The 19703-nt window shown below is 71.0% G+C and carries 18 protein-coding genes and 2 tRNA genes; 9 read left to right on the top strand and 11 right to left on the bottom strand.

Annotated features, from left to right (window positions below; genetic code table 11):
* Positions 1-140 precede the first annotated feature (140 nt).
* The 7 genes from H0488_RS13040 to H0488_RS13010 form a co-directional block, all read right to left on the bottom strand.
* Positions 141-728, bottom strand: coding sequence for a TetR/AcrR family transcriptional regulator (locus tag H0488_RS13040; RefSeq protein ID WP_183099704.1), 588 nt, complete (start codon positions 726-728; stop codon positions 141-143).
* Positions 729-853: 125 nt separating this feature from the next.
* A tRNA-Glu gene (locus H0488_RS13035) sits at positions 854-926 on the bottom strand.
* 105 nt (positions 927-1031) lie between these two features.
* Positions 1032-1103: transfer RNA gene (locus H0488_RS13030), tRNA-Gln, on the bottom strand.
* Positions 1104-1159: 56 nt separating this feature from the next.
* A complete protein-coding gene (locus tag H0488_RS13025; RefSeq protein WP_312856326.1) occupies positions 1160-2107 on the bottom strand; it encodes a CPBP family intramembrane glutamic endopeptidase in 948 nt (315 codons plus the stop codon).
* Positions 2094-3572, bottom strand: a complete 1479-nt coding sequence (gene gltX / locus H0488_RS13020; protein WP_183099708.1) for a glutamate--tRNA ligase — start codon at positions 3570-3572, stop codon at positions 2094-2096. The genes H0488_RS13025 and gltX overlap by 14 nt, the downstream gene beginning before the upstream one ends.
* A gap of 67 nt (positions 3573-3639) precedes the next feature.
* Positions 3640-4476 carry a fumarylacetoacetate hydrolase family protein gene (locus tag H0488_RS13015; RefSeq protein WP_183099703.1) on the bottom strand — a complete coding sequence of 279 codons (837 nt, stop codon included), beginning with the start codon at positions 4474-4476 and terminating at the stop codon, positions 3640-3642.
* Positions 4477-4528: 52 nt separating this feature from the next.
* Complete coding sequence (locus tag H0488_RS13010) at positions 4529-6892, bottom strand: CARDB domain-containing protein (RefSeq protein WP_183099702.1); 2364 nt, start codon at positions 6890-6892, stop codon at positions 4529-4531.
* Positions 6893-7058: 166 nt separating this feature from the next.
* Between H0488_RS13010 and H0488_RS13005 the strand changes: the two genes are divergently transcribed.
* Positions 7059-7967 (top strand): 3-methyladenine DNA glycosylase, encoded by a 909-nt coding sequence (locus H0488_RS13005; RefSeq protein WP_183099701.1) that lies wholly within the window; start codon positions 7059-7061, stop codon positions 7965-7967.
* A gap of 75 nt (positions 7968-8042) precedes the next feature.
* Positions 8043-9551, top strand: coding sequence for a flavin-containing monooxygenase (locus H0488_RS13000; RefSeq protein WP_183099700.1), 1509 nt, complete (start codon positions 8043-8045; stop codon positions 9549-9551).
* 47 nt (positions 9552-9598) lie between these two features.
* On the opposite strand, the gene zwf is transcribed toward H0488_RS13000, so the two are convergent.
* Positions 9599-11038 (bottom strand): glucose-6-phosphate dehydrogenase, encoded by a 1440-nt coding sequence (gene zwf, locus H0488_RS12995; RefSeq protein WP_246372036.1) that lies wholly within the window; start codon positions 11036-11038, stop codon positions 9599-9601.
* Between the two features lie 114 nt (positions 11039-11152).
* Here zwf and H0488_RS12990 point away from each other — a divergent pair, with 114 nt between their 5' ends.
* Genes H0488_RS12990 through H0488_RS12980 form a run of 3 tightly spaced genes read left to right on the top strand, consistent with a single transcriptional unit; the run spans position 11153 to position 13307 of the window.
* Positions 11153-11947, top strand: coding sequence for a hypothetical protein (locus H0488_RS12990; protein WP_183099699.1), 795 nt, complete (start codon positions 11153-11155; stop codon positions 11945-11947).
* 18 nt (positions 11948-11965) lie between these two features.
* A complete protein-coding gene (locus H0488_RS12985) occupies positions 11966-12484 on the top strand; it encodes an RNA polymerase sigma factor (RefSeq protein ID WP_183099698.1) in 519 nt (172 codons plus the stop codon).
* A complete protein-coding gene (locus tag H0488_RS12980; RefSeq protein WP_183099697.1) occupies positions 12477-13307 on the top strand; it encodes a hypothetical protein in 831 nt (276 codons plus the stop codon). Before H0488_RS12985 ends, H0488_RS12980 begins: the two co-directional genes overlap by 8 nt.
* Here H0488_RS12980 and H0488_RS12975 read toward each other — a convergent pair.
* A complete protein-coding gene (locus tag H0488_RS12975; protein WP_183099696.1) occupies positions 13297-13791 on the bottom strand; it encodes a TetR family transcriptional regulator in 495 nt (164 codons plus the stop codon). The genes H0488_RS12980 and H0488_RS12975 overlap by 11 nt on opposite strands.
* Before the next feature lie 84 nt (positions 13792-13875).
* On the opposite strand from H0488_RS12975, the gene bioB reads away from it, so the two are divergent.
* From bioB to bioD, 4 genes are read left to right on the top strand one after another with little or no spacing between them, the layout of a single operon-like run.
* On the top strand, positions 13876-14946 hold the full coding sequence (gene bioB / locus H0488_RS12970; protein WP_183099695.1) for a biotin synthase BioB: 1071 nt from the start codon (positions 13876-13878) through the stop codon (positions 14944-14946).
* Positions 14947-14948: 2 nt separating this feature from the next.
* Positions 14949-16226: an adenosylmethionine--8-amino-7-oxononanoate transaminase gene (locus H0488_RS12965; protein WP_183099706.1), complete on the top strand. Its 1278-nt coding sequence runs from the start codon at positions 14949-14951 to the stop codon at positions 16224-16226.
* Positions 16223-17380 (top strand): 8-amino-7-oxononanoate synthase, encoded by a 1158-nt coding sequence (locus tag H0488_RS12960; RefSeq protein WP_183099694.1) that lies wholly within the window; start codon positions 16223-16225, stop codon positions 17378-17380. The genes H0488_RS12965 and H0488_RS12960 overlap by 4 nt, the downstream gene beginning before the upstream one ends.
* Entirely contained in the window at positions 17377-18111 is a 735-nt protein-coding gene (gene bioD / locus H0488_RS12955; RefSeq protein WP_312856324.1) for a dethiobiotin synthase, read from the top strand. Before H0488_RS12960 ends, bioD begins: the two co-directional genes overlap by 4 nt.
* A gap of 178 nt (positions 18112-18289) precedes the next feature.
* Here bioD and H0488_RS12950 read toward each other — a convergent pair whose 3' ends face one another.
* Positions 18290-18937: a response regulator gene (locus H0488_RS12950; protein ID WP_220794538.1), complete on the bottom strand. Its 648-nt coding sequence runs from the start codon at positions 18935-18937 to the stop codon at positions 18290-18292.
* Positions 18938-18992: 55 nt separating this feature from the next.
* A partial coding sequence (locus H0488_RS12945) for an amidase family protein (RefSeq protein ID WP_246372034.1) occupies positions 18993-19703 on the bottom strand: 711 nt, incomplete at its 5' end.

Genomic DNA, 19703 nt, shown 5'->3' with positions numbered 1-19703 from the left:
GCCGGCGCCCCCCACCGCCGCGGCGACCCCGTCGTGGCCGATGACGCGGACGACGTGGCCGCGGCGCTCGAGGGCGCCGGCGATGCCGAGGGCGGGCGGGACGTTGCCGCCGCCGTCCCAGGTGGCGAACAGGATGGCACTCATCGGGAGTCCTTTCCGACCTGCGCGAGGATCGCGTCGACCAGGTCGAGCATGCGTTTCTGAGTCTGCGCCCGGGAGAGCCCGCGGTCGAGGCGCAGGAGCTTCCAGGTGTAGACGTCGGTCGCCACGACCAGGAGGTCGAGCGAGGGGTCGGCGGCCCGGACGAACGGCGCGAAGGCCGTCTCGACCCAGCTGCGGTGCATCGCCTTGCCGCGCGACGTGAGGCCCGCGACGGTCGCGTCGTGGTCCTCCTGGGCGAGCATCAGCAGGGCCGTCCGCCCGCGTCGCTCGTAGTGGTCGACGATGACGCGCACGGCTGCGGCGGGGTCGCCGACCGGGGTCTCCCGCTCGTCCGAGACGGCCCGCTCGGCGTACGCCATCGTCGCGTCGACGAGCCCGTCGCGACTCCCGAACTGGCGCAGCACCGTCTGCACGCTCACGCCGGCGCCGCGAGCGACCTCGTCGAGCGTGATCTCGGTGAACAGCTTCGTGTCGGCCAGGCCGAACGCGGACTCGAGGATCCGCTTCCGGGTCTCCTGGACCGCGTCGGCACGGGCTCCCATCGTGTAGGCCCGCTTCGTTTTCATGACAATAGACGTTCACACCAAAAGGACTTGATGTCAATCCCCATTGACATCAAATGTTGGACCCGAGCACCCGGGCCCGAAATGCAGCGAGACCCGGATCTCGTAGGAGATCCGGGTCTCTTCTGTACCCCCGACCGGATTTGAACCGGCGTTACCGCCGTGAGAGGGCGACGTCCTAGGCCGCTAGACGACGGGGGCAACTTGTTGTCCGGCCTTGCGGCCTTTTCAACGGTGAGAACCTTAGCGATCATCCGCATTCGGGGCCAAATCGGCCCTTCACACCGGGGTTTGCGCTTGTTCCCGCTGGTCTACTAGGACTCGAACCTAGACTAACTGGACCAGAACCAGTCGTGCTGCCAATTACACCATAGACCACTGTTTTGCTGGTGCTGCGCCCCCGATCCTCGCGGTCCGGGAGCCGACGAGAAACCTTACACGCGGGGTCGTTTCGGCTCCAAAACGCCCTGGTCCAATGACGTCACCAGGTGCCGCCGCCGCGCCGCCCACGACACCAGGGCGAGGTAGGCGAGCGACTGCACGAGGGTGCCGGGCAGCAGCCACCACGTCCCCGCGACCGGTGCCAGCGCCTCGGTGATGTCCCCGAACGCCAGCGACAGCCCGAAGAAGACCCAGTTGTTGAGCACGTGCATCGCGATGCCCGCCTCGAGCCCCCCGGTCACGATGACCAGGGCGCCGGCCACCAGCCCGAACGCGAACCGGTCGATGAACACCGGCGGGTCCTGGACCCCGTGTGCCAGGGCGAACAGCAGCGCTGGTACGACGATCGCGACCGCCGTGCCGACCCGACCCGCGACCACACCTCCGAAGGCCTGGGTCAGGTAGCCGCGGAACGCGTACTCCTCCCCCGCCGCCTGCAGCGGGATCAGCAGCAGCACGATCAGCGCGAACGCGACGGTCTGCTCGGTCACCTCGTTGACCGATCCCTCGACCGATGCGCCGCCGTCCTCCGGGAGCACGAGCGCGAGCAGGAGCGCCGCACCCAGGGCCAGGGCCGCGAGCCCGAGGCAGGTGAACAGCCATCCCCACCGGATCCGCCCGACGACCGACATCACCCAGCCGGCGGAGACCCGCTGGGCCAACCGGGTGGTGACGATGACCACCGGCACCGCGGCCGCCAGGCTCAGGCAGACCACCACCAGCCCGACCGGCGTGAGCGGGTCGATGCTGACCTCGTCGAACGGCTCCCCGATCGCGGCGTAGCCGGCGGTGAGGAACGCAGGGACGACGACCAGCAACGCCACGACCACGCCCAGGACGCCGAGCAGGGCCGGCCCCCAGCCGGACCGGCCGAGCTGGTGCAGCTGGTGGTAGCGGAGCATCGGCACGCCCCGACCGGCAGCGTCGTCAGCCGAGGGCACGCTGCAGGCGCCCCAGGCTGCGGTCGCGGCCGAGCAGCTCCATCGACTCGAACAGCGGCGGCGAGATCCGGCGGCCGGTGACGGCCACCCGGACGGGCCCGAACGCCACCCGCGGCTTGAGACCGAGCCCGTCGACCAGCGCCGTCTGCAGCGCCGTCTGGATGGCGTCGGTGGACCACGGGTGGAGGTCGGCCACGGCGTCGTACGCGGCCTTCACCACACCCTTGCCGGTCTCGTCGAGCAGCTTCTCNACCACACCCTTGCCGGTCTCGTCGAGCAGCTTCTCGGCGTCGGCCGGACCGACGGTGAACGCCTCCTCGTCGACGAACAGGAAGCCGAGCATGTCGGCGGCCTCCGTCAGCTTGTTGATCCGCTCCGCGACCAGCGGCATCGCCAGCTCGAGGAGCTGCGCGTCCGCGTCGTGCACCGGGTCGCCCACCACTCCCGCGGCCTTGAGGAACGGCAGCACCCGGTGGGTCATGTCCTCGACCGACAGCAGCCGCATGTGGGACGCGTTGATCGCCTCGGCCTTCTTCAGGTCGAAGCGGGCCGGGTTGGGGTTGACGTCGCCGATGTCGAACGCGTCGACCATCTCCGTCAGCGTGAACACGTCGCGGTCGGCAGCGATCGCCCAGCCGAGGAGGGCGAGGTAGTTCAGCAGGCCCTCCGGCAGGAAGCCGCCGTCGCGGTAGGCCAGCGCGTGCGCCTGGGGATCACGCTTCGACAGCTTCTTGTTGCCCTCGCCCATGACGTAGGGCAGGTGGCCGAAGCGGGGGGTGAAGTCGGTGAGGCCGAGCTCGATCAGCGCGTCGTAGAGGGCCACCTGACGCGGTGTCGACGACAGCAGGTCCTCGCCGCGCAGCACGTGGGTGATCTCCATCAGCGCGTCGTCGACCGGGTTGACCAGTGTGTACAGCGGCTCGCCGTTGGCCCGGCAGAGCGCGTAGTCGGGCACGAACTGGGTCTCGAAGCTGATCTCGCCCCGGACCAGGTCGTCCCACGTGATGGTGCCGTCGGGCATCCGGAACCGGACCACGGGACGCCGGCCGTCGGCCTCGAACGCGGCGACCTGCTCGCTGGTGAGCTCGCGGCAGAAGCCGTCGTACCCCATCACCTTGGAGCCGGACGCCTTGCGCCGGGCGTCGACCTCCTCGTTCGTGCAGTAGCAGTCATAGGTGTACGACGACGCGCGGAGCCGGGCGAGCGCGTCGGCGTAGAGCTCGCTCCGCTCACTCTGGCGGTACGGCGCGAACGGCCCGCCGACCTCCGGCCCCTCGTCCCAGTCGAGCCCGAGCCAGTGCATCAGCTCGATGAGGGAGTCGTAGGACTCCTGGGTGTTGCGGGCGGCGTCGGTGTCCTCGATCCGGAAGACGAAGGTGCCGCCGTGGTGCCGCGCGAAAGCCCAGTTGTAGAGGGCCGTGCGGACCAGGCCGACGTGCGGGCTCCCGGTCGGGGAGGGTGCCATCCGGACCCGGACGGGTCGGTTGTCGACGGGTGCGTCGGTCACAGTTCCAGCTTTCAGTCGGTTCGGTTCAGCGGCGGATGACGGTGTTGGTGAGGGAGCCGAGACCCTCGACGAAGACCTCGACCTCGTCGCCGGGCTCCATGGCGCCGACGCCCTCGGGGGTGCCGGTGAGGATCACGTCGCCCGGCAGCAGCGTCATCGCGGCGGAGATGTAGGCCACCAGGTTGGGGATGTCCCAGGTCATGTCGGCGGTGGTGCCGTCCTGGACGACGTTGCCGTTGAGGAACGTCTGCACGCGACGGCCGTCGATGAAGGCCTGCGGGTCGAGGTCCCCCTCGACTGTCGGATGGTCGATCCACGGGCCGAGCGGGCAGAAGGTGTCCATGCCCTTGGCCCGCGCCCACTGGTTGTCGCTCTTCTGCAGGTCGCGCGCGGTCACGTCGTTGGCGATCGTGTAGCCGAAGATGACGTCGGTCGCCCGCTCAGGCGGCACGTCGCGGCAGATCCGTCCGATCACGACGGCCAGCTCGCCCTCGTAGCTCAGGTGCGAGCTCTGGCGCGGATAGACGATGGCGTCGTTCGGTCCGATGACGCTGGTGTTCGGCTTGAGGAACAGCAGCGGCTCGGCGGGCTGGTCTCCCCCCATCTCGGCGGCGTGGGCGGCGTAGTTCTTGCCCACGCCGACCACCTTGCTCCGCGGGATGACCGGCGCCAGGAGCTTGACGTCGGCCAGCCGGTGCTCCTTCTCGAGCACCTTCAGCCCGACGTACATCGGGTCGCCGACGAGCTCGACGATCACCGCGTCCTCGGCGGGCTGGCCGAACTGGTCCAGGTCGCCGGTGACGACGCCGTACGCCGGCTCGCCCTGTCCGTCCTTGGCGTTCGTGAATCTCGCGATGCGCACCCGGCGAGCCTATCCATTGGGTCTTGAGCGGCTCGCCGGGTGCGTCCGGTCGTCAGTACCCCGGCGTCAGGCTCGAGGTGAACGACAGGTCGATCTCGTCCTTGTAGGCGGTGAACTCGGCGTTGCCGCCGACGACCTTGACGTTGGGGCCGACCCGCCATCCGGTGTCGACCAGCTCGCCCTGCTGGTTGACCTTCACGTAGATCCCCGACTTGAAGCCCGCGTCGACCACGTTGCCGACCTTGCCGCCGCCCTTCGACCCCGCCCAGAACGAGACGTTGCCCGTGCGGAAGTCGAACTTCACGTCCACGAAGACGTGGAGGAGCGGGATGATCTCGGCCGAGAACGACTGCTCGATCCGCTCGCAGCTCACCTTGAGCGACGTCGGCCCGAGCGACGCCTTGAGCGAGAGGTTCTTCAGGCCCGCCTCACAGGCGCCCGGTGACTGCACGTCCACGTTCGCCGGCGGGTTGAGCACGTCCGCGGGCACCGGGTCGACGCAGTGGTCCTTGAACAGGTTCACGTTGTGCGACCAGAACTGCGCCTGCTGGACCAGGAGCGCGTAGACGTCGCGCTCGAGCCCGTCGATGTGGTTGAGCGCGAGCTGGTGCGCCTCCTCGTCGATCAGGTTGGCGGCGTACCCGGTCATCCGCTTCGACCAGACCTCGAAGTAGTGGTTCGCCCGGTCCTGCGCCTCGAGGATCGTCGTCCGCCACCGGATGTGCGCGGAGTTCAGCGCCGGTCGGCAGGTCCGGTTGATCTCGATCTCGAAGCAGTTCGGGACGTCGGACCCCTCGCAGGCCGCCCAGGCGTCCTCGGACAGCTTCCCGTAGGTGTACGGCACCTCACCGGTGCCGCCGCCCCAGAACTCCTCCTTGATCTCGGTGAGCTTGTCGATCTCCTCGTAGAGCGCGTCCTGGGCGGTCTCCACCTCACCCTCGAGATGGGTCCGGTAGAGCAGCACGAGGATCGAGTCGCGCCGGTCCTTCTCGGCCCGGGTGCGAGCGTCGTCGGTGTCGCGCAGGTGCTGCTCCAGCCGGTTCGCCTCAGCGATGTTGGCCTGGATCTCGGCCTGGAAGTCCTCGGCGATTCCCCAGTAGACCGGGCGCATCTTCGCCGCCTGGGCGGGCGTCTCTGCGATCGGCAGCTGTCGCAACGGCACGGCTTCGCCCCGGGTGAGGTCGATGTCGGGCTCCGGCTGGACCGGGTCCTCGGTCGGCGGGGTCGGCGGCACGGGCTCGTCGGTGCGGACCCGGCTCCGTCGGATGTAGCGCTTGGCGATGGCGTCCTTGCCCTTGCAGGCAGCAACCGTCGCCAGACCCGCGTCGGCCTCGCTCAGGAGCGGCGCGAGCTGCTTGGCGCTCACGAAGAGAGGCTGCGCGGCATCGAGGCGGCCGGTCATCACGAGCGCCTGGCCGCGGATGACCGCGGCCGTTGCCTCGGGCGGGATCCCGAGCGGCGTGCGCAGGAAGTCACGGCCGACGGCAGCGTCGAGGAACGCGATGGCCTCGTTGGGCAGTCCGACCGATGTCGCCAGGGCGGCGGCGTTCACCAGGTGGGCACCACGACTCGGCTGGAGGCGGTGCGCCTCGAGGAGCGCGGCGAGTGCGAGTCCGGGCGAGCCCCCGGCGAGCGCGGTAGCCGCCAGCTCCTGCGCCTTCTCCGGGGTGCTGGCCTGGCCCGACGACCTCAGGTCGGCGACGCCGCCGGGTGCCGCGGAATCGAGGAAGGCCCGGGCGCTGGTCAGCGCCGCCGCGAGGGTCAGCCGCTTCACCGGATGGGTGCTGTTGCAGAAGATCTTCAGGAAGCTCAACGAGGACTGCTCGTTGCCCGGCCACGCGTAGGTGTCGGCGAAGGTCTGCACCGAAAGGCCGTCGCTGCCCGGAGCCTCGGCGATGCTGAGCGCCTTCGACGCCGCCGTGCAGTTGTTGCCCTCCTCGGTCTCACGGACCTTGCCGTAGTCGTCGGCGCAGACCAGGACCCGGTAGGCGCCGGCCGGGACGCCGGCCGGCACCGTGAACTGGGTCGTCCCGATCGAGCGCTTGGCCCCCGGGGCGATCGCCTTCACGGCCGCCTTGCCGACCAGGCGGAGGTCGGTCAGCGCGGAGCGGGGGTTGGTGCGGCTCGTGCGCCGCGCCTCGAGGCTCGCGGCGACGTCCTTCGTGAGGTAGACCCGGGTCGTGGACGGGCCCGCCTTGCGGCGTCCTCGGTTCTGGACGACGTGGGTGACGGTCACCTTCGCGCCCTCGACGACGGAGGTCTTGTCGACGCTCGCCCTCGTGACGCGGAGGTCGGCCCTGCCCGCTGCCTCGGCCGGTCCGGGCGCGAGGGTGAGCAGGCTGCCGGCGAGGACGGTGACGGCGCCGGCGGCGAGGGCCGCGCGGTAGCGCGACCGGACGACGGGGGTGGGGTTCATCGGGTGATCTCCAGGTAGGTGACGGGATCCTTCGCGCCCGCCGCCGAGTCGGGCACGACGGCAGACGGAACCACAGGACCGACCCGCTCTGCATCTCGAATTGCAGCGTTCACGCGTGACGAACGTCGAGTTTCATCCCTGAGAACGAGGACCTAGGGTTTCCGTCGTGGAGGCGGTCGTCGAGCAGGTGCTGCCACGGGACACGTGGCAGGACCGAGCCGCCACCCACGCCGCCCGGGTCGACCGCTACCTCGCGCCGCACCTCGAGCGTCGCGGGGCGCACGTCAAGCACCCGGTCTTCGACTTCCTGTTCACCTACTACTCCTTCCGCCCCGCCCAGCTGCGCCGCTGGCACCCCGGGTACGGCGTCGCCCTGGCCGACGCAGCGGAGTACGACGCGCTCAAGGGCTACGGGGTTTCGAGGCTCGCTCCGCTCGCACCTCGACCTGCCGTAGCCGTCCGCACGACGTACGTCGCCTCCCAGCGGCCGCTCGTCGAGGCACTGCACCGGCTGCTGACCGCGACCGCCGGGCGCGCGGGCAACTTCGGCTGCTTCGGCCTGCACGAGTGGGCGATGGTCTACCGGCTCGGGGAGGACGCGACGCGGCACGCGGACTGGCCGCTCCGGCTGGGGCCGACCGGCACCGACGCCGTCGTCGAGGAGCACCGGATCGCGTGCTCGCACTTCGACGCCTACCGCTTCTTCACCGGGCCTGCCCGCCCGCTCAACACCCTCGCCCCCGGCCGGGACGACCGTCCGTCGTACGAGCAGCCTGCCTGCCTGCACGCGGGCATGGATCTCTACAAGCACGCGTTCCGTCTGTCCCCGATGGTCTCCTCCGACCTGGTCGCCGACTGCTTCGAGCTGGCGTGGGACATCCGGGTCATGGACATGCGCGCGGCGCCGTACGACCTGGCCGACCTCGGCTTCGACCCCGTCCGGATCGAGACGGTCGACGGCAAGGCGGAGTACGTCGCCGCCCAGCGCGCGTTCGCCGAGCGCGGTGCGCCGCTGCGGCAGCGGCTGATCGCGGAGTGCGAGCGACTGCTCGAGGTCGAGGACCTGTCCGACTGAGCACGGGTCGGATCACCCGGATCCTGCAACCGTGGTCGGATTCGGACCGACGAGACACGCCCTACGCTCGATGGCATGACTCACGTCCACGACGCGGTGATCATCGGCGCCGGCTTCGGCGGCATGGGTGCAGCCATCCAGCTGCGCCGGATGGGGTACGACGACCTGCTGATCCTCGAGCGTGAGGACGACCTCGGCGGCACCTGGCACGTCAACCGCTATCCCGGGCTGGCCGTCGACATCCCGTCGTCGACGTACTCCTACTCGTTCGAGCCCAACCCGCACTGGTCACGCCTGTTCGCCCCGGGGCCGGAGCTGAAGGCCTACGCCACCCGCGTCGCCGACAAGTACGACCTCAGACGGCAAATGCGGTTCGGAATCGCCGTCACCCGCGCCCGGTGGGACGAGGGAGCGTCGTGCTGGGAGGTCACCCTTGAGGACGGCGCCCAGGAGCGTGGCCGCTACCTGCTGACCGCGACCGGTTTCCTCTCGCAGCCGCGGATGCCCGACATCCCGGGCGTCGACGACTTCGCCGGGGAGGTCGTCCACACCACCCGCTGGGACGACGGCGTCGAGCTCGAGGGCAAGCGGATCGGCATCATCGGCACGGGAGCCACTGCGGTCCAGCTGATCCCCGAGCTGGCCAAGGTCGCCGCGCACCTGACCGTCTACCAGCGAACGCCCATCTACGTGAGTCCCAAGCTGGACGGCAGGGTGCCCGGGCCGGTGCGGACGGCGTTTGCCAAGGTCCCGCTCACCCAGAAGGCGGCTCGGCTGGCCGGCACCTCGATCCTCGAGGTGATGATGGTCGCCGGGGTGCTGCACTACCGGAACCTGCCGTGGGCCAACGCGATCGGCAAGGCGGCGTGCGAGCGGCACCTCAAGCGCCAGGTCAAGGATCCCGAGCTGCGCGCCAAGCTCACCCCCGACTACGACTTCGGCTGCAAGCGGCCGACGTTCTCCAACGACTACTACCCGACGTTCACCAAGCCGCACGTCGACCTCGAGACCACGACGATCGACCACATCGACGAGCGCGGGATCGTCACCGCCGACGGTCGGCGCGCGGACCTCGACGTCCTGGTCCTCGCCACCGGCTTCAACCTCTGGGACGAGAACTTCCCGGCGATCCAGGTGATCGGACGCATGGGCCGTGACCTCGGCAGGTGGTGGCGGGACAACCGGTTCTGCGCCTACGAGGGCATCACGGTGCCGAGGTTCCCCAACTTCTTGTCACTCAACAGCCCCTACTCCTACTCCGGGTTGTCGTACTTCACGACCATCGAGACCCAGATGGCGCACATGGAACGGCTGTTCACGGCGATGCGCAAGGAGGGCGCCGAGGTGTTCGAGGTGCGCGAAGAGGCCAACAACGCCTTCCTCGACCGGATGACCGACCTGCTCGGCAACTCGGTCTTCAACGCCGGCAGCTGCGCGACCGCCCGCAGCTACTACTTCAACCAGCACGGCGAGGCGGTGTTGCTCCGGCCGACCTCGACGATCAGTGCGCACCGCGAGGCGGCCCGGTTCCCCCTCGACGACTACGTGTTCGAGACGGCGAAAGAGCCCGTCGCTGCCGGCTGAACAGGTCTCGTGACGGTCGCCAGAGCGACCTCCTCGACCAACGAGACCTAGCTGCCGAGCGCGTTCGGGTCGCGCCAGACGCGCTCGAACGGCAGTCGCCAGGCGTACGGCGCCACCAGCTGGTGGATCTGGTTGGGCCCCCAGCTGCCCTGGCGGTAGGGCCGGACGATGGGCGGGCTGTCGAGCAGCGGAGCCGAGACCTCCCACAACCGCTCGATGCCCTCCGCAGAGGTGAAGAGGGTCTGGTCGCCGCGAGCGGCGTCGTAGATCAGCCGCTCGTACGCCTCGAGCACCGAGCCGGCCCAGGTCGTGTCCTGCATCGCGAACTGCATGGACAGCTTGTCGAGCCGCATGCCCGGACCGGGGCGCTTGCCGTAGAACGACAGCGACATCTTCGCCTTGTCGGCGAGGTCGAAGGTCAGGTGGTCGGGACCGTGGTCGCCGACACCGGAGTGCAGCGGGAACATCGACCGCGGCGGCTCCTTGAACGCGATCGAGATGATCCGCGCCCCCTCGGCCATCCGCTTGCCGGTGCGCAGGTAGAACGGCACGCCGGCCCAGCGCCAGTTGTCGATGAAGCACTTGAGCGCGATGAAGGTCTCGGTCTCCGAGTCGTGCGCGACGCCCTCGATGTCGCGGTAGCCCTGGTACTGGCCGCGGACCACGTTGGCCGGGTCGATCGGCAGGATCGACCGGAAGACCTTGTTCTTCTCCTCGTTGATCGCATCGGGCGACAGTGACGTCGGCGGCTCGAGGGCGATGAACGCCAGCACCTGGAAGAGGTGCGTGACCACCATGTCCTTGTAGGCCCCGGTGGCTTCGTAGAAGCTCGCCCGCTGCTCGAGACCCAGCTCCTCGGGCACGTCGATCTGGATGTGGTCGATGTTGTTGCGGTGCCAGATCGGCTCGAACAGACCGTTGCCGAACCGGAACGCGAGGATGTTCAGGGCCGCTTCCTTCCCGAGGAAGTGGTCGATCCGGTAGATCTGCGACTCGTCGAAGACCCGGTGCAGCTGGCTGTTGAGCTCCTGGGCGCTGCGCAGGTCGACGCCGAACGGCTTCTCCATGATGATCCGGCTGCCCCTGGCCAGATCCGCCTCTTCCAGCGTCCTCACCACCGCGAGCGCCGCCTTCGGCGGCACGCTCAGGTAGTGCAGCCGGGTCCGCTCGCCCTCCGATGCCGCCTCGGCCTTCTCCACCGCCGCCCGCAGGCCGGCCGGGCCTTCCGCTCCGGGCGCCCAGTGCAGCCGCTGGGCGAACTCGGGCCAGGCCGCCATGTCCGCGTCGCTGTCGGAGAACTCCGTGACCGCGTCGTGCACGAAGCTGACGAAGGACTCCGCAGTGTGCTCCTCCAGCGAGGTGCCGATGATCTGCAGGTCGGGGATCAGCTCGGTCTCGAACAGGTGGAGCAGCCCCGGCAGGAGCTTGCGCCGCGCCAGGTCACCCGTGGCGCCGAAGAGCACGACCGTCACCGGCTTCATCGACATGTCTTCCACTGTGCCTCCCCTGTGTTTCGTGGACCTTAACGCCGCCGAAGAACCGCGCGCCGAACGGTTTTCCCTCGTCGGGAACCGGACGCCGGGCTCAGGGCTCGTTGGTGCATGCGACGAAACCACACCCTGCGGACGTCGGTCGCCCTCGCTGCGGTGACTGCCCTCCTGGGCGCCTGCTCCGACAGCAGCGCCGACACTGACAACAAGGCGGACGAGCGTCCGTCATCCTCCAGCGCGAGCCCGACCGACGAGACGCCCGCCGACGAGACGCCCGCCGACGAGACGCCCGCCGAGGAGAGCCCGACCGAGGAGTCCCTCCCCGACGGGGTCCTTCCGCTGCCGGAGCCCGAGCCGGGCGAGGACCATGCCACGCTCTCCGAGGGCCGTTACCGGGTCCCGCTCAGCGACAGCCTCGCCTTCGACATCGACGTACCTGAGGGCACGTCCGCCCACGAGGACGGCCTCTATCTCGCCGCCGAGGCGACCATCATCAAGACCGAGGTCGCCGGCGAGGAGTACGGCGTACCGCGCGACCCGTGCACCGACCAGACCATCGAGCCCACCGGCCCGACCGTCGACGACCTGGTGCGCGAGCTGCGCGACCTCCCGGTCTACGAGGTGAGCCGCCCCGAACCCGTCGAGCTCGGCGACGCCGCAGGGACCTACCTCGAGGCGCGGATCCCGGCCGGCTTCGACGCCTCCCCCTGCGAGGACGGCCAGGTCCAGCTGCCCGCGAACACCGGCACCGCCGTCAACGCACCGCCGCCCTACATCGGCCGCTGGTGGGTCCTCGACGTCGACGGGACCCGCGTCGTCGTCCAGCAGAACTGCTGGGGATGCACTGCCGCCCAGGTCGACCGCGACACCCGACCCCAGAGCATCACCTTCACACCGACCTCCTGATGCGGGACGGTTGACGGAATGGCGGAGGTGCTGATGGGCGGCAAGGTGAAGACGGAGGATCTCGACGCGCTGTACGCCGCGTCGTACCGCCGGCTCGTCGTCCAGATGTACGCGATCTGCGGCGACCTCGCCGACGCGGAGGACGCCGTGCAGGAGGCGTTCATCACCGCCATCCGGAAGCGCCGGACGCTGCAGTCCGTGCAGAACCCGGAGGCCTGGATCCGCACCGTCGCGCTCCGCCGGCTGCACCGGGCCTGGCGCCACGCCGCCGTCGTACGACGCCACCAGGCGGCCGAATGCCGACCCGAGCCCGCGGCCGCCCCCGGCCCCGAGCACGTGGCGCTGGTCGCGGCCCTCGGTCAGCTCGACCCGGCACAGCGCGAGGTGGTCGTCCTGCACCACCTCGCCGACCTCTCGGTCGCCGAGATCGCCACCGACCTCGACCTCCCCGAGGGCACCGTCAAGTCGAGGCTCGGGCGAGGGCGGGCCCGCCTCAACGAGCTGCTCAGCGAGAGGGAGGGGTCCCGCCATGACTGACTGGGATCAGCTGCGCGAGGTCGGCCACGACGTCGCTCCACCGCCGTTCGAGTCCCTCGTGGGCACGGCCGGCCGGCGCGACCGCAGGGCACGCGCCATCACCGCGACCGCCGCCGTCGCCCTGCTTGTCGGCCTCGGCATCGCGGTCGGGCTGCCAGACGACGACACCGCCGAGATTCAACCCGTTGCGCCGGCGACAGAGTCGACGGAGACGGACGGGCCGGCCGACGACACGCTCCCCGAGGGGGTCCTTCCGCTGCCGGAGCCCGAGCCGGGCGAGGACCATGCCACGCTCTCCGAGGGCCGCTACCGGGTCCCGCTCAGCGACAGCCTCGCCTTCGACATCGACGTACCTGAGGGCACGTCCGCCCACGAGGACGGCCTCTATCTCGCCAAGGAGCGGATCATCATCAAGACCGAGGTCGCCGGCGAGGAGTACGGCGTACCGCGCGACCCGTGCACCGACCAGACCATCGAGCCCACCGGCCCGACCGTCGATGACCTGGTGCGCGAGCTGCGCGACCTCCCGGTCTACGAGGTGAGCCGCCCCGAACCCGTCGAGCTCGGCGACGCCGCAGGGACCTACCTCGAGGCGCGGATCCCGGCCGGCTTCGACGCCTCCCCCTGCGAGGACGGCCAGGTCCAGCTGCCCGCGAACACCGGCACCGCCGTCAACGCACCGCCGCCCTACATCGGCCGCTGGTGGGTCCTCGACGTCGACGGGACCCGCGTCGTCGTCCAGCAGAACTGCTGGCGATGCACTGCCGCCCAGGTCGACCGCGACACCCGACCCGGAACCATCGGGTTCGCGATCACAGGTTGAGCCGGTGGCGTAGGCCGTCGAGCACCAGGCCCAGACCGAGTGCGAAGTCGGCGGGCTCGTCACTCTCGTGGGTCAGCACGAAGCGGACGAGGCTGCGCGCACCGATGCGCGCGAGCCGGTCATCCGCCCCGCCGCGCTCGAGCGCCGACCGCAGCGGACGTTCGAGCGCTTCCGCATCGGCCCGGTGCACCTGGGCGATCAGGGCAGCGCCGTCCCGGTGCCGCTGCATGGCTTCGCGGAGCCCGACGCAGAGCAGCTGCAGCTCGGCGTCCCACGCCACGACCTCGGCCGGACGTCGCCCGCGGCGCAGGATCTCGTCGGCCACTGCTGCCAGGAGCGCGGCCTTGTTGTCGAAGTGGTGGTAGAGCGCGCCCGCCTGCACCCCGAGGTCGGCTGCGAGCCGGCGCATCGAGAGCGCCTCCAGGCCGGTCTCGTCGAGGACGCCGATCGCCCGCTCGACGACATCCGAACGGTGGTAGCCCATGTGACACCCCCTGCGCGACCGACTATCGTGACCACCTGAACAGTGTTCAACTTCTGTGTTCAACCTACCGTGTCTAGGAGCGCCATGAACGCGCAGTTCGACCAGATCGCCACCCGCATCCTCGAGGGCGGCCCTGACTCGGGAGCCACCGAGGCCGAAGCGCTCGCCGTGCTCCGGGCCGACGACGCGGAGCTCCTGTCCGTCGTCGCCGCGGCCAGCCGCCTGCGCCGCGCGCACTTCGGCAACACCGTCAAGGTCAACTACCTGGTCAACCTCAAGTCGGGCCTGTGCCCCGAGAACTGCAACTACTGCAGCCAGGCGCTCGGCTCCCAGGCCCCGATCCTGAAGTACTCCTGGCTGTCGAAGGACGAGACCCTCAAGCAGGCCGGTGCCGGCCTGGCGGGCGGCGCGACCCGGGTCTGCATGGTCTCCTCGGGCCGCGGCCCCTCGGACCGCGACATCGACAAGGTCACCGAGATGACCGAGGCGCTCAAGGACGAGTACCCCGACGTCGAGGTCTGCGCGTGCCTCGGCCTGCTGAAGGACGGCCAGGCCGAGCGGCTCAAGGCTGCCGGCGTCGACGCCTACAACCACAACATCAACACCGCCGAGTCCAACCACGACAACATCGTCCAGACCCACACGTACGACGACCGCGTCGACACCATCGGCAAGGCCAAGACGGCCGGTCTGTCGCCGTGCTCCGGCCTGATCGCGGGCCTCGGCGAGTCCGACGAGCAGCTGGTCGAGGCGCTGTTCGCCCTCAAGGCGCTCGACGCCGACTCAATCCCGGTGAACTTCCTGATGCCGTTCGACGGCACCCCGTTCGAGAACACCTGGGAGCTCTCCCCCAGCCGCTGCCTGAAGATCCTGACCATGGCACGCTTCGTGTGCCCCGACAAGGAGGTCCGGATCGCCGGCGGGCGCGAGCTGCACCTGCGTTCGCTGCAGGCGCTGGCGCTGCAGGTCGCCAACTCGATCTTCCTCGGCGACTACCTCACGTCCGAGGGCCAGGACGCCAAGGCCGACATCGAGATGATCCGCGACAACGGCTTCGTGATCCTCGGCGCCGAGGACGCGTTCGAGACCGACGAGGCCCACGACCCCGCCATCCGCCACCGGGGCGCGGGCACCGAGGTCCCCGCGAACGCGTGAGCGTGACCCTCGCCGACGACCTGCTCGCGTACGACCGCGAGCACCTCTGGCATCCCTACACGTCGATGACCGACCCGACGCCGGTGCGGATAGTGACCGGCGCCGCGGGCTGCGAGCTCGAGCCCGCCGACGGCGGCCGGGTCGTCGACGGGATGTCGTCGTGGTGGGCCGCGATCCACGGCTACCGGCACCCGGCGCTCGACGCGGCGCTGGCCGCGCAGGCCGGGGAGTTCGCGCACGTGATGTTCGGCGGCCCCACCCACGCGCCGGCGGTCCGGCTGGCCGAGCGGCTGGTCGAGATCACCCCGGCCGGCCTCGACCACGTTTTCCTCGCCGACAGCGGCTCGGTCTCGGTCGAGGTCGCGATCAAGATGGTGCTGCAGCACCAGCGCGGCGTAGGGAGGCCTGAGCGGACGCGCCTGCTGACCGTCCGCGGCGGCTACCACGGCGACACGTTCGGCTGCATGAGCGTGTGCGACCCGGTCGGCGGGATGCACTCGATGTTCGCCGGGGTGCTCCCCCAGCACGTCTTCGCCGACCAGCCACCCGCGCGGGTCGAGGACGTCGCGGCCTGGGCCGACGACGTACGCCGGCTCGCCGCGGTCCACGCGCACGAGCTGGCCGGCATCATCGTCGAGCCGCTGCTGCAGGGCGCTGGGGGCATGCACGTCTATCCCGCCGAGTGCCTGCGGGTGCTGCGCGAGGTCGCCGACGAGCACGGCCTGGTGCTCGTCTTCGACGAGATCGCGACCGGCTTCGGACGCACCGGAGCCTTGTTCGCCGCCGACGCGGCCGGCGTCACCCCGGACGTGATGTGCCTCGGCAAGGCGCTGACCGGCGGCTACCTGACCCTGGCCGCGGTCCTCTGCAGCGGCGAGATCGCCCGCGGGCTGTCGGCCTCGGAGAGCGGCGTGCTGATGCACGGCCCCACCTACATGGGCAACCCGCTCGCCTGCGCTGTCGCGCTGGCCAGCATCGACCTTCTGCTGGCCCAGGACTGGCAGAGCAGGGTCGGCCACCTCAACCAGCGGCTCACCTCCGGGCTCGCGCCGCTGCGCGACCACCCCCGGGTCGCCGACGTGCGGACCGTCGGCGCGGTCGGCGTCGTGCAGCTCGACCACCCGGTCGACGTCGTCGCCGCGACCGACGCAGCCGTCGCGGCCGGGGTGTGGCTCCGGCCGTTCCGCGACCTGATCTACACGATGCCGCCGTACGTCATCAGCGACCCGGAGCTCGACCGCCTGCTCGGCGGCATCACCGCGGCGGTGGACGCCGGATGACCTGGCACGAGTGGCTCGCCGCCGAGGCCGCGGCCCGCGAGGAAGCCGGCCTGACCCGGCGACTGCGGCCGCGCGGTCCGGACGACCGCACCCTCGACCTCGCCGGCAACGACTACCTCGGCCTCTCCCTCGACCCGGACGTGCGGCAGGCAGCGGCGGACGCCGCGCTCACCTGGGGCGGCGGGGCCGGCGCGTCCCGCCTGGTCACCGGCACCCTCGACCTGCACGCCGAGCTCGAGCACGAGCTCGCCGACTACCTCGGCCAGCCGTCGGCGCTGGTGCTGTCCTCCGGCTACGCCGCGAACCTCGCGGTCGTCACGGCGCTCGTCGACCGGAACGCCCACGTCATCTCCGACGCGCACATCCACGCCTCCCTGGTCGACGCCGCACGCCTGTCGCGGGCCCGGCTCACGGTCGTGCCCCACAGCGACGTCGACGCCGTCCGTGCGGCGCTCGACTCCGCCGGTGGTCGAGGAGGTCGCTCTGCGACCGTCACGAGACCCGAACCCGACCGCACGTTGGTGCTCGCCGAGTCCGTCTACTCGGTCCTCGGCGACGCGGCCCCGCTGGCGGACCTGGCCGAGCTGTGCGCGTCGTACGACGCACTGCTCGTGGTCGACGAGGCACACGGCCTCGGTGTCCACGGACCGGGCCTGGTCGCCCGGTCCGGGCTGGCCGGCCATCCCAACGTCGTCGTCACCGCGACCCTGTCGAAGTCCCTGGGCAGCCAGGGCGGTGCGGTGCTCGGCCCGCCCGCGCTGCGCGAGCACCTCGTCAACCGCGCGCGGCCGTTCATCTTCGACACCGCCCTCGCACCGGCGCCGACCGCGGCCGCCCTCGCCGCGCTGCGCGTGCTGCGCGCCCGCCCGGAGCTCTCCGACCTGGTGCGCGACCGGGTCCGGACCCTGGCCGACGCGCTCGGCGTCGTGGCGCCGGACGGTGCCGTCCTCTCGATCCCCATGCCGTCGCCGCAGGCCGCGGTGACCGCGCAGGCCGCCGCGCTCGCCGGCGGCATCCGGGTGGGCTGCTTCCGGCCGCCCTCGGTGCCCGACGGCGTCTCCCGGCTGCGGGCCACGGCGAGTGCCGGTATCCCCGAGCCGGACTGGGAGCGCGCCGTCGAGGTCCTCGTCGCCGTCGCGAAGGAACACCAGTGACCCGTCGCGAACTCACCTCCACCACGCGTCGAGCCGTCGCCAAGTTGGAGCCGGGTCGGCGGGTCGTGGTGGTGACGGGCACGAACACCGGCGTCGGCAAGACGATCGCCACCGCGGCGCTGGCCGCGACCTCGCCGGGCCGGGTGGTCGTGGTGAAGCCGGTGCAGACCGGGGTCGCCGACGACCCCGACCGCGACGCCGGCGTCGTGCACCGGCTGACCGGCTGCGCCGTGCAGGAGTACGCCGCCCTCGACGACCCGCTCGCGCCCGACACCGCAGCGCGCCGCCAGGGCGTCTCGATCCCGCCGGTGGCGGAGCACGTCGACCGGATCCGGGCGCTCGCCGACGACCACGACACCGTGCTCGTCGAGGGTGCCGGCGGTCTGCTGGTGCGCCTCGACGCCGACGGCGGCACCCTCCTCGACCTCGCCGCCGCCCTGAGCACCACCCTCCCTCCCGACGTGGCGCTCGAGGTGGTCGTCGTGTGCGCGGCCGGTCTCGGCACGCTCAACCACACCGAGCTCACCGTCGGAGCGCTCCGCGCCCGCGGACTGGAGCCGACCGGGCTGATCATCGGCTCCTGGCCGTCCGAGCCCGGCCTCGCCGAGACCTGCAACCAGCACGACCTGCCGCGGGTGACCGACCTGCCCGTGCTCGCCGTGCTCCCGGCCGGGGCCGGCGCGCTCGGCCGCCCGCAGTTCCTCGCCTCCGCGCCGACCTGGTTCGCGTGACCCTGGCCCGCGCTTAGGCGTTTGAACGGGTAGTGCGACCGCGGCTCTTCCCGTGGCGGAGGTGGCTGCCTAGCGTGGTTGGTGTCCCCGGAGACGCAACACACTCCACGTGGTGCTCGCCTGGTGGGGGGCGAGCACCACGATCCCGGGGATCTCGATCCCCGACGCTGACGTGCGGCTACTCGCCCCGCAGGATGTCGAAGGCGCTCTCACGGTCGGTGACGCGCAGCTTCTTCAGCGCCGACGAGACGTGCACGCGGACCGTCGACCGGGACAGGAAGAGCCGCCGGGCGACCTGATCGGTGGTCAGGCCCGCGCCGAGCAGCTCCATCACCTGCCACTCACGTGCGGTGAGCTTCGCCGCCGCCGGGCTGGTCTGGACGAACCTGGGGAGCGCCGGGGACCGGAACTCCTCGGTCAGCCGGCGGACCAGGTGCCGCGGGATCGCCGCCTCCCCGTTGAGGACCCCGCGCAGTGCGTGGCCGATGCGGTCCGGGTCGGTGTCCTTGAGGAGGTAGCCGGCCGCGCCCGCGCGGAGCGAGTCGAAGAGGTCGTCGTCGTCCGCAGTCTCGGCGAACATCACCAGGGCGGTGCTCGGCAGCCGGCGTGCGAGCTCGCGGGCGGCCGAGATCCCGTGGCCCGGCAGGTCGATGTCGATCAGCACGACGTCGGGGCGGTGCTGGACCGCGACCGTGACCACTTCGGCCGCCGTACCGGCCTCGCCGCACACGACGCACCCGTTCGCCTCGAGAGCGGTCGCGACGTCGATGCGCGCCGAGGGATCGCCGTCGGCGACGACGATCCGGACCGGGAGCGGGTCACTCACGCTGGCCATGACATCACGAAGTCACGAGCGAGGGAACGCGCAACCCCGCGAGCGGTCACCACATCGGCGGTCGGCGGTCGGCCCACGGCGCGGCAGCCTCGACCTGGGCGGCGAGAGAGAGCAGGAGCTCCTCCTCGGCGGGCCGCGCCGCGAGCATGACCCCGACCGGCAGCCCGTCCACGGTCCAGTGCAGGGGCAGCGAGACCGCAGGCATGCCGGTGACGTTCCAGGCCGACGTCCAGGGCGTGAACCGCTTCTGCGCCTCGAAGTCGCCGGCCGGGTCGGCGTCGTCACGGATCGCACCGACCGGCAGCGGCGGGGTCGCGAGGGTGGGCGTCAGCACGGCGTCGTACGGCGCGAGCGCGATCAGCGCCGACGCCGCGAACTGCCGCAGCCGGCCGATCGCCAACCCGAACTCCGGGCCGCTCACCGCCGCGCCCTTCTCTCCCAGCCACCGGGTGAGCGGGCGCAGGAGCGCCCGCTGCTCCGGCGCGAGCGGAGTCACCGACAAGGCCGTGAGCACCGACCAGCAGATCTCGAACGTCGGCACCGCCTCGTGCGGGAGCGGCACCGGCACGTCCTCGATGGCGTGCCCGAGGTCGGCCAGCAGGCGCGAGGCGTCGTCGTAGGCGCGGCGGCTCTCGGCGCTCACCTCGACGTCGGCGATCACCGGCTGCACGAAGCGCGCGATCCGCAGCCGACCGGGTTCGCGGCGGGTCGCCTCGAGGAACGAGCCGGACGGCTCGGGCGCCCAGAACGGGGCGCT

This window comes from Nocardioides pelophilus (assembly GCF_014180685.1).
GTDB lineage: Bacteria > Actinomycetota > Actinomycetes > Propionibacteriales > Nocardioidaceae > Nocardioides > Nocardioides pelophilus.
This window is presented reverse-complemented; position numbering and strand designations above follow the sequence as displayed.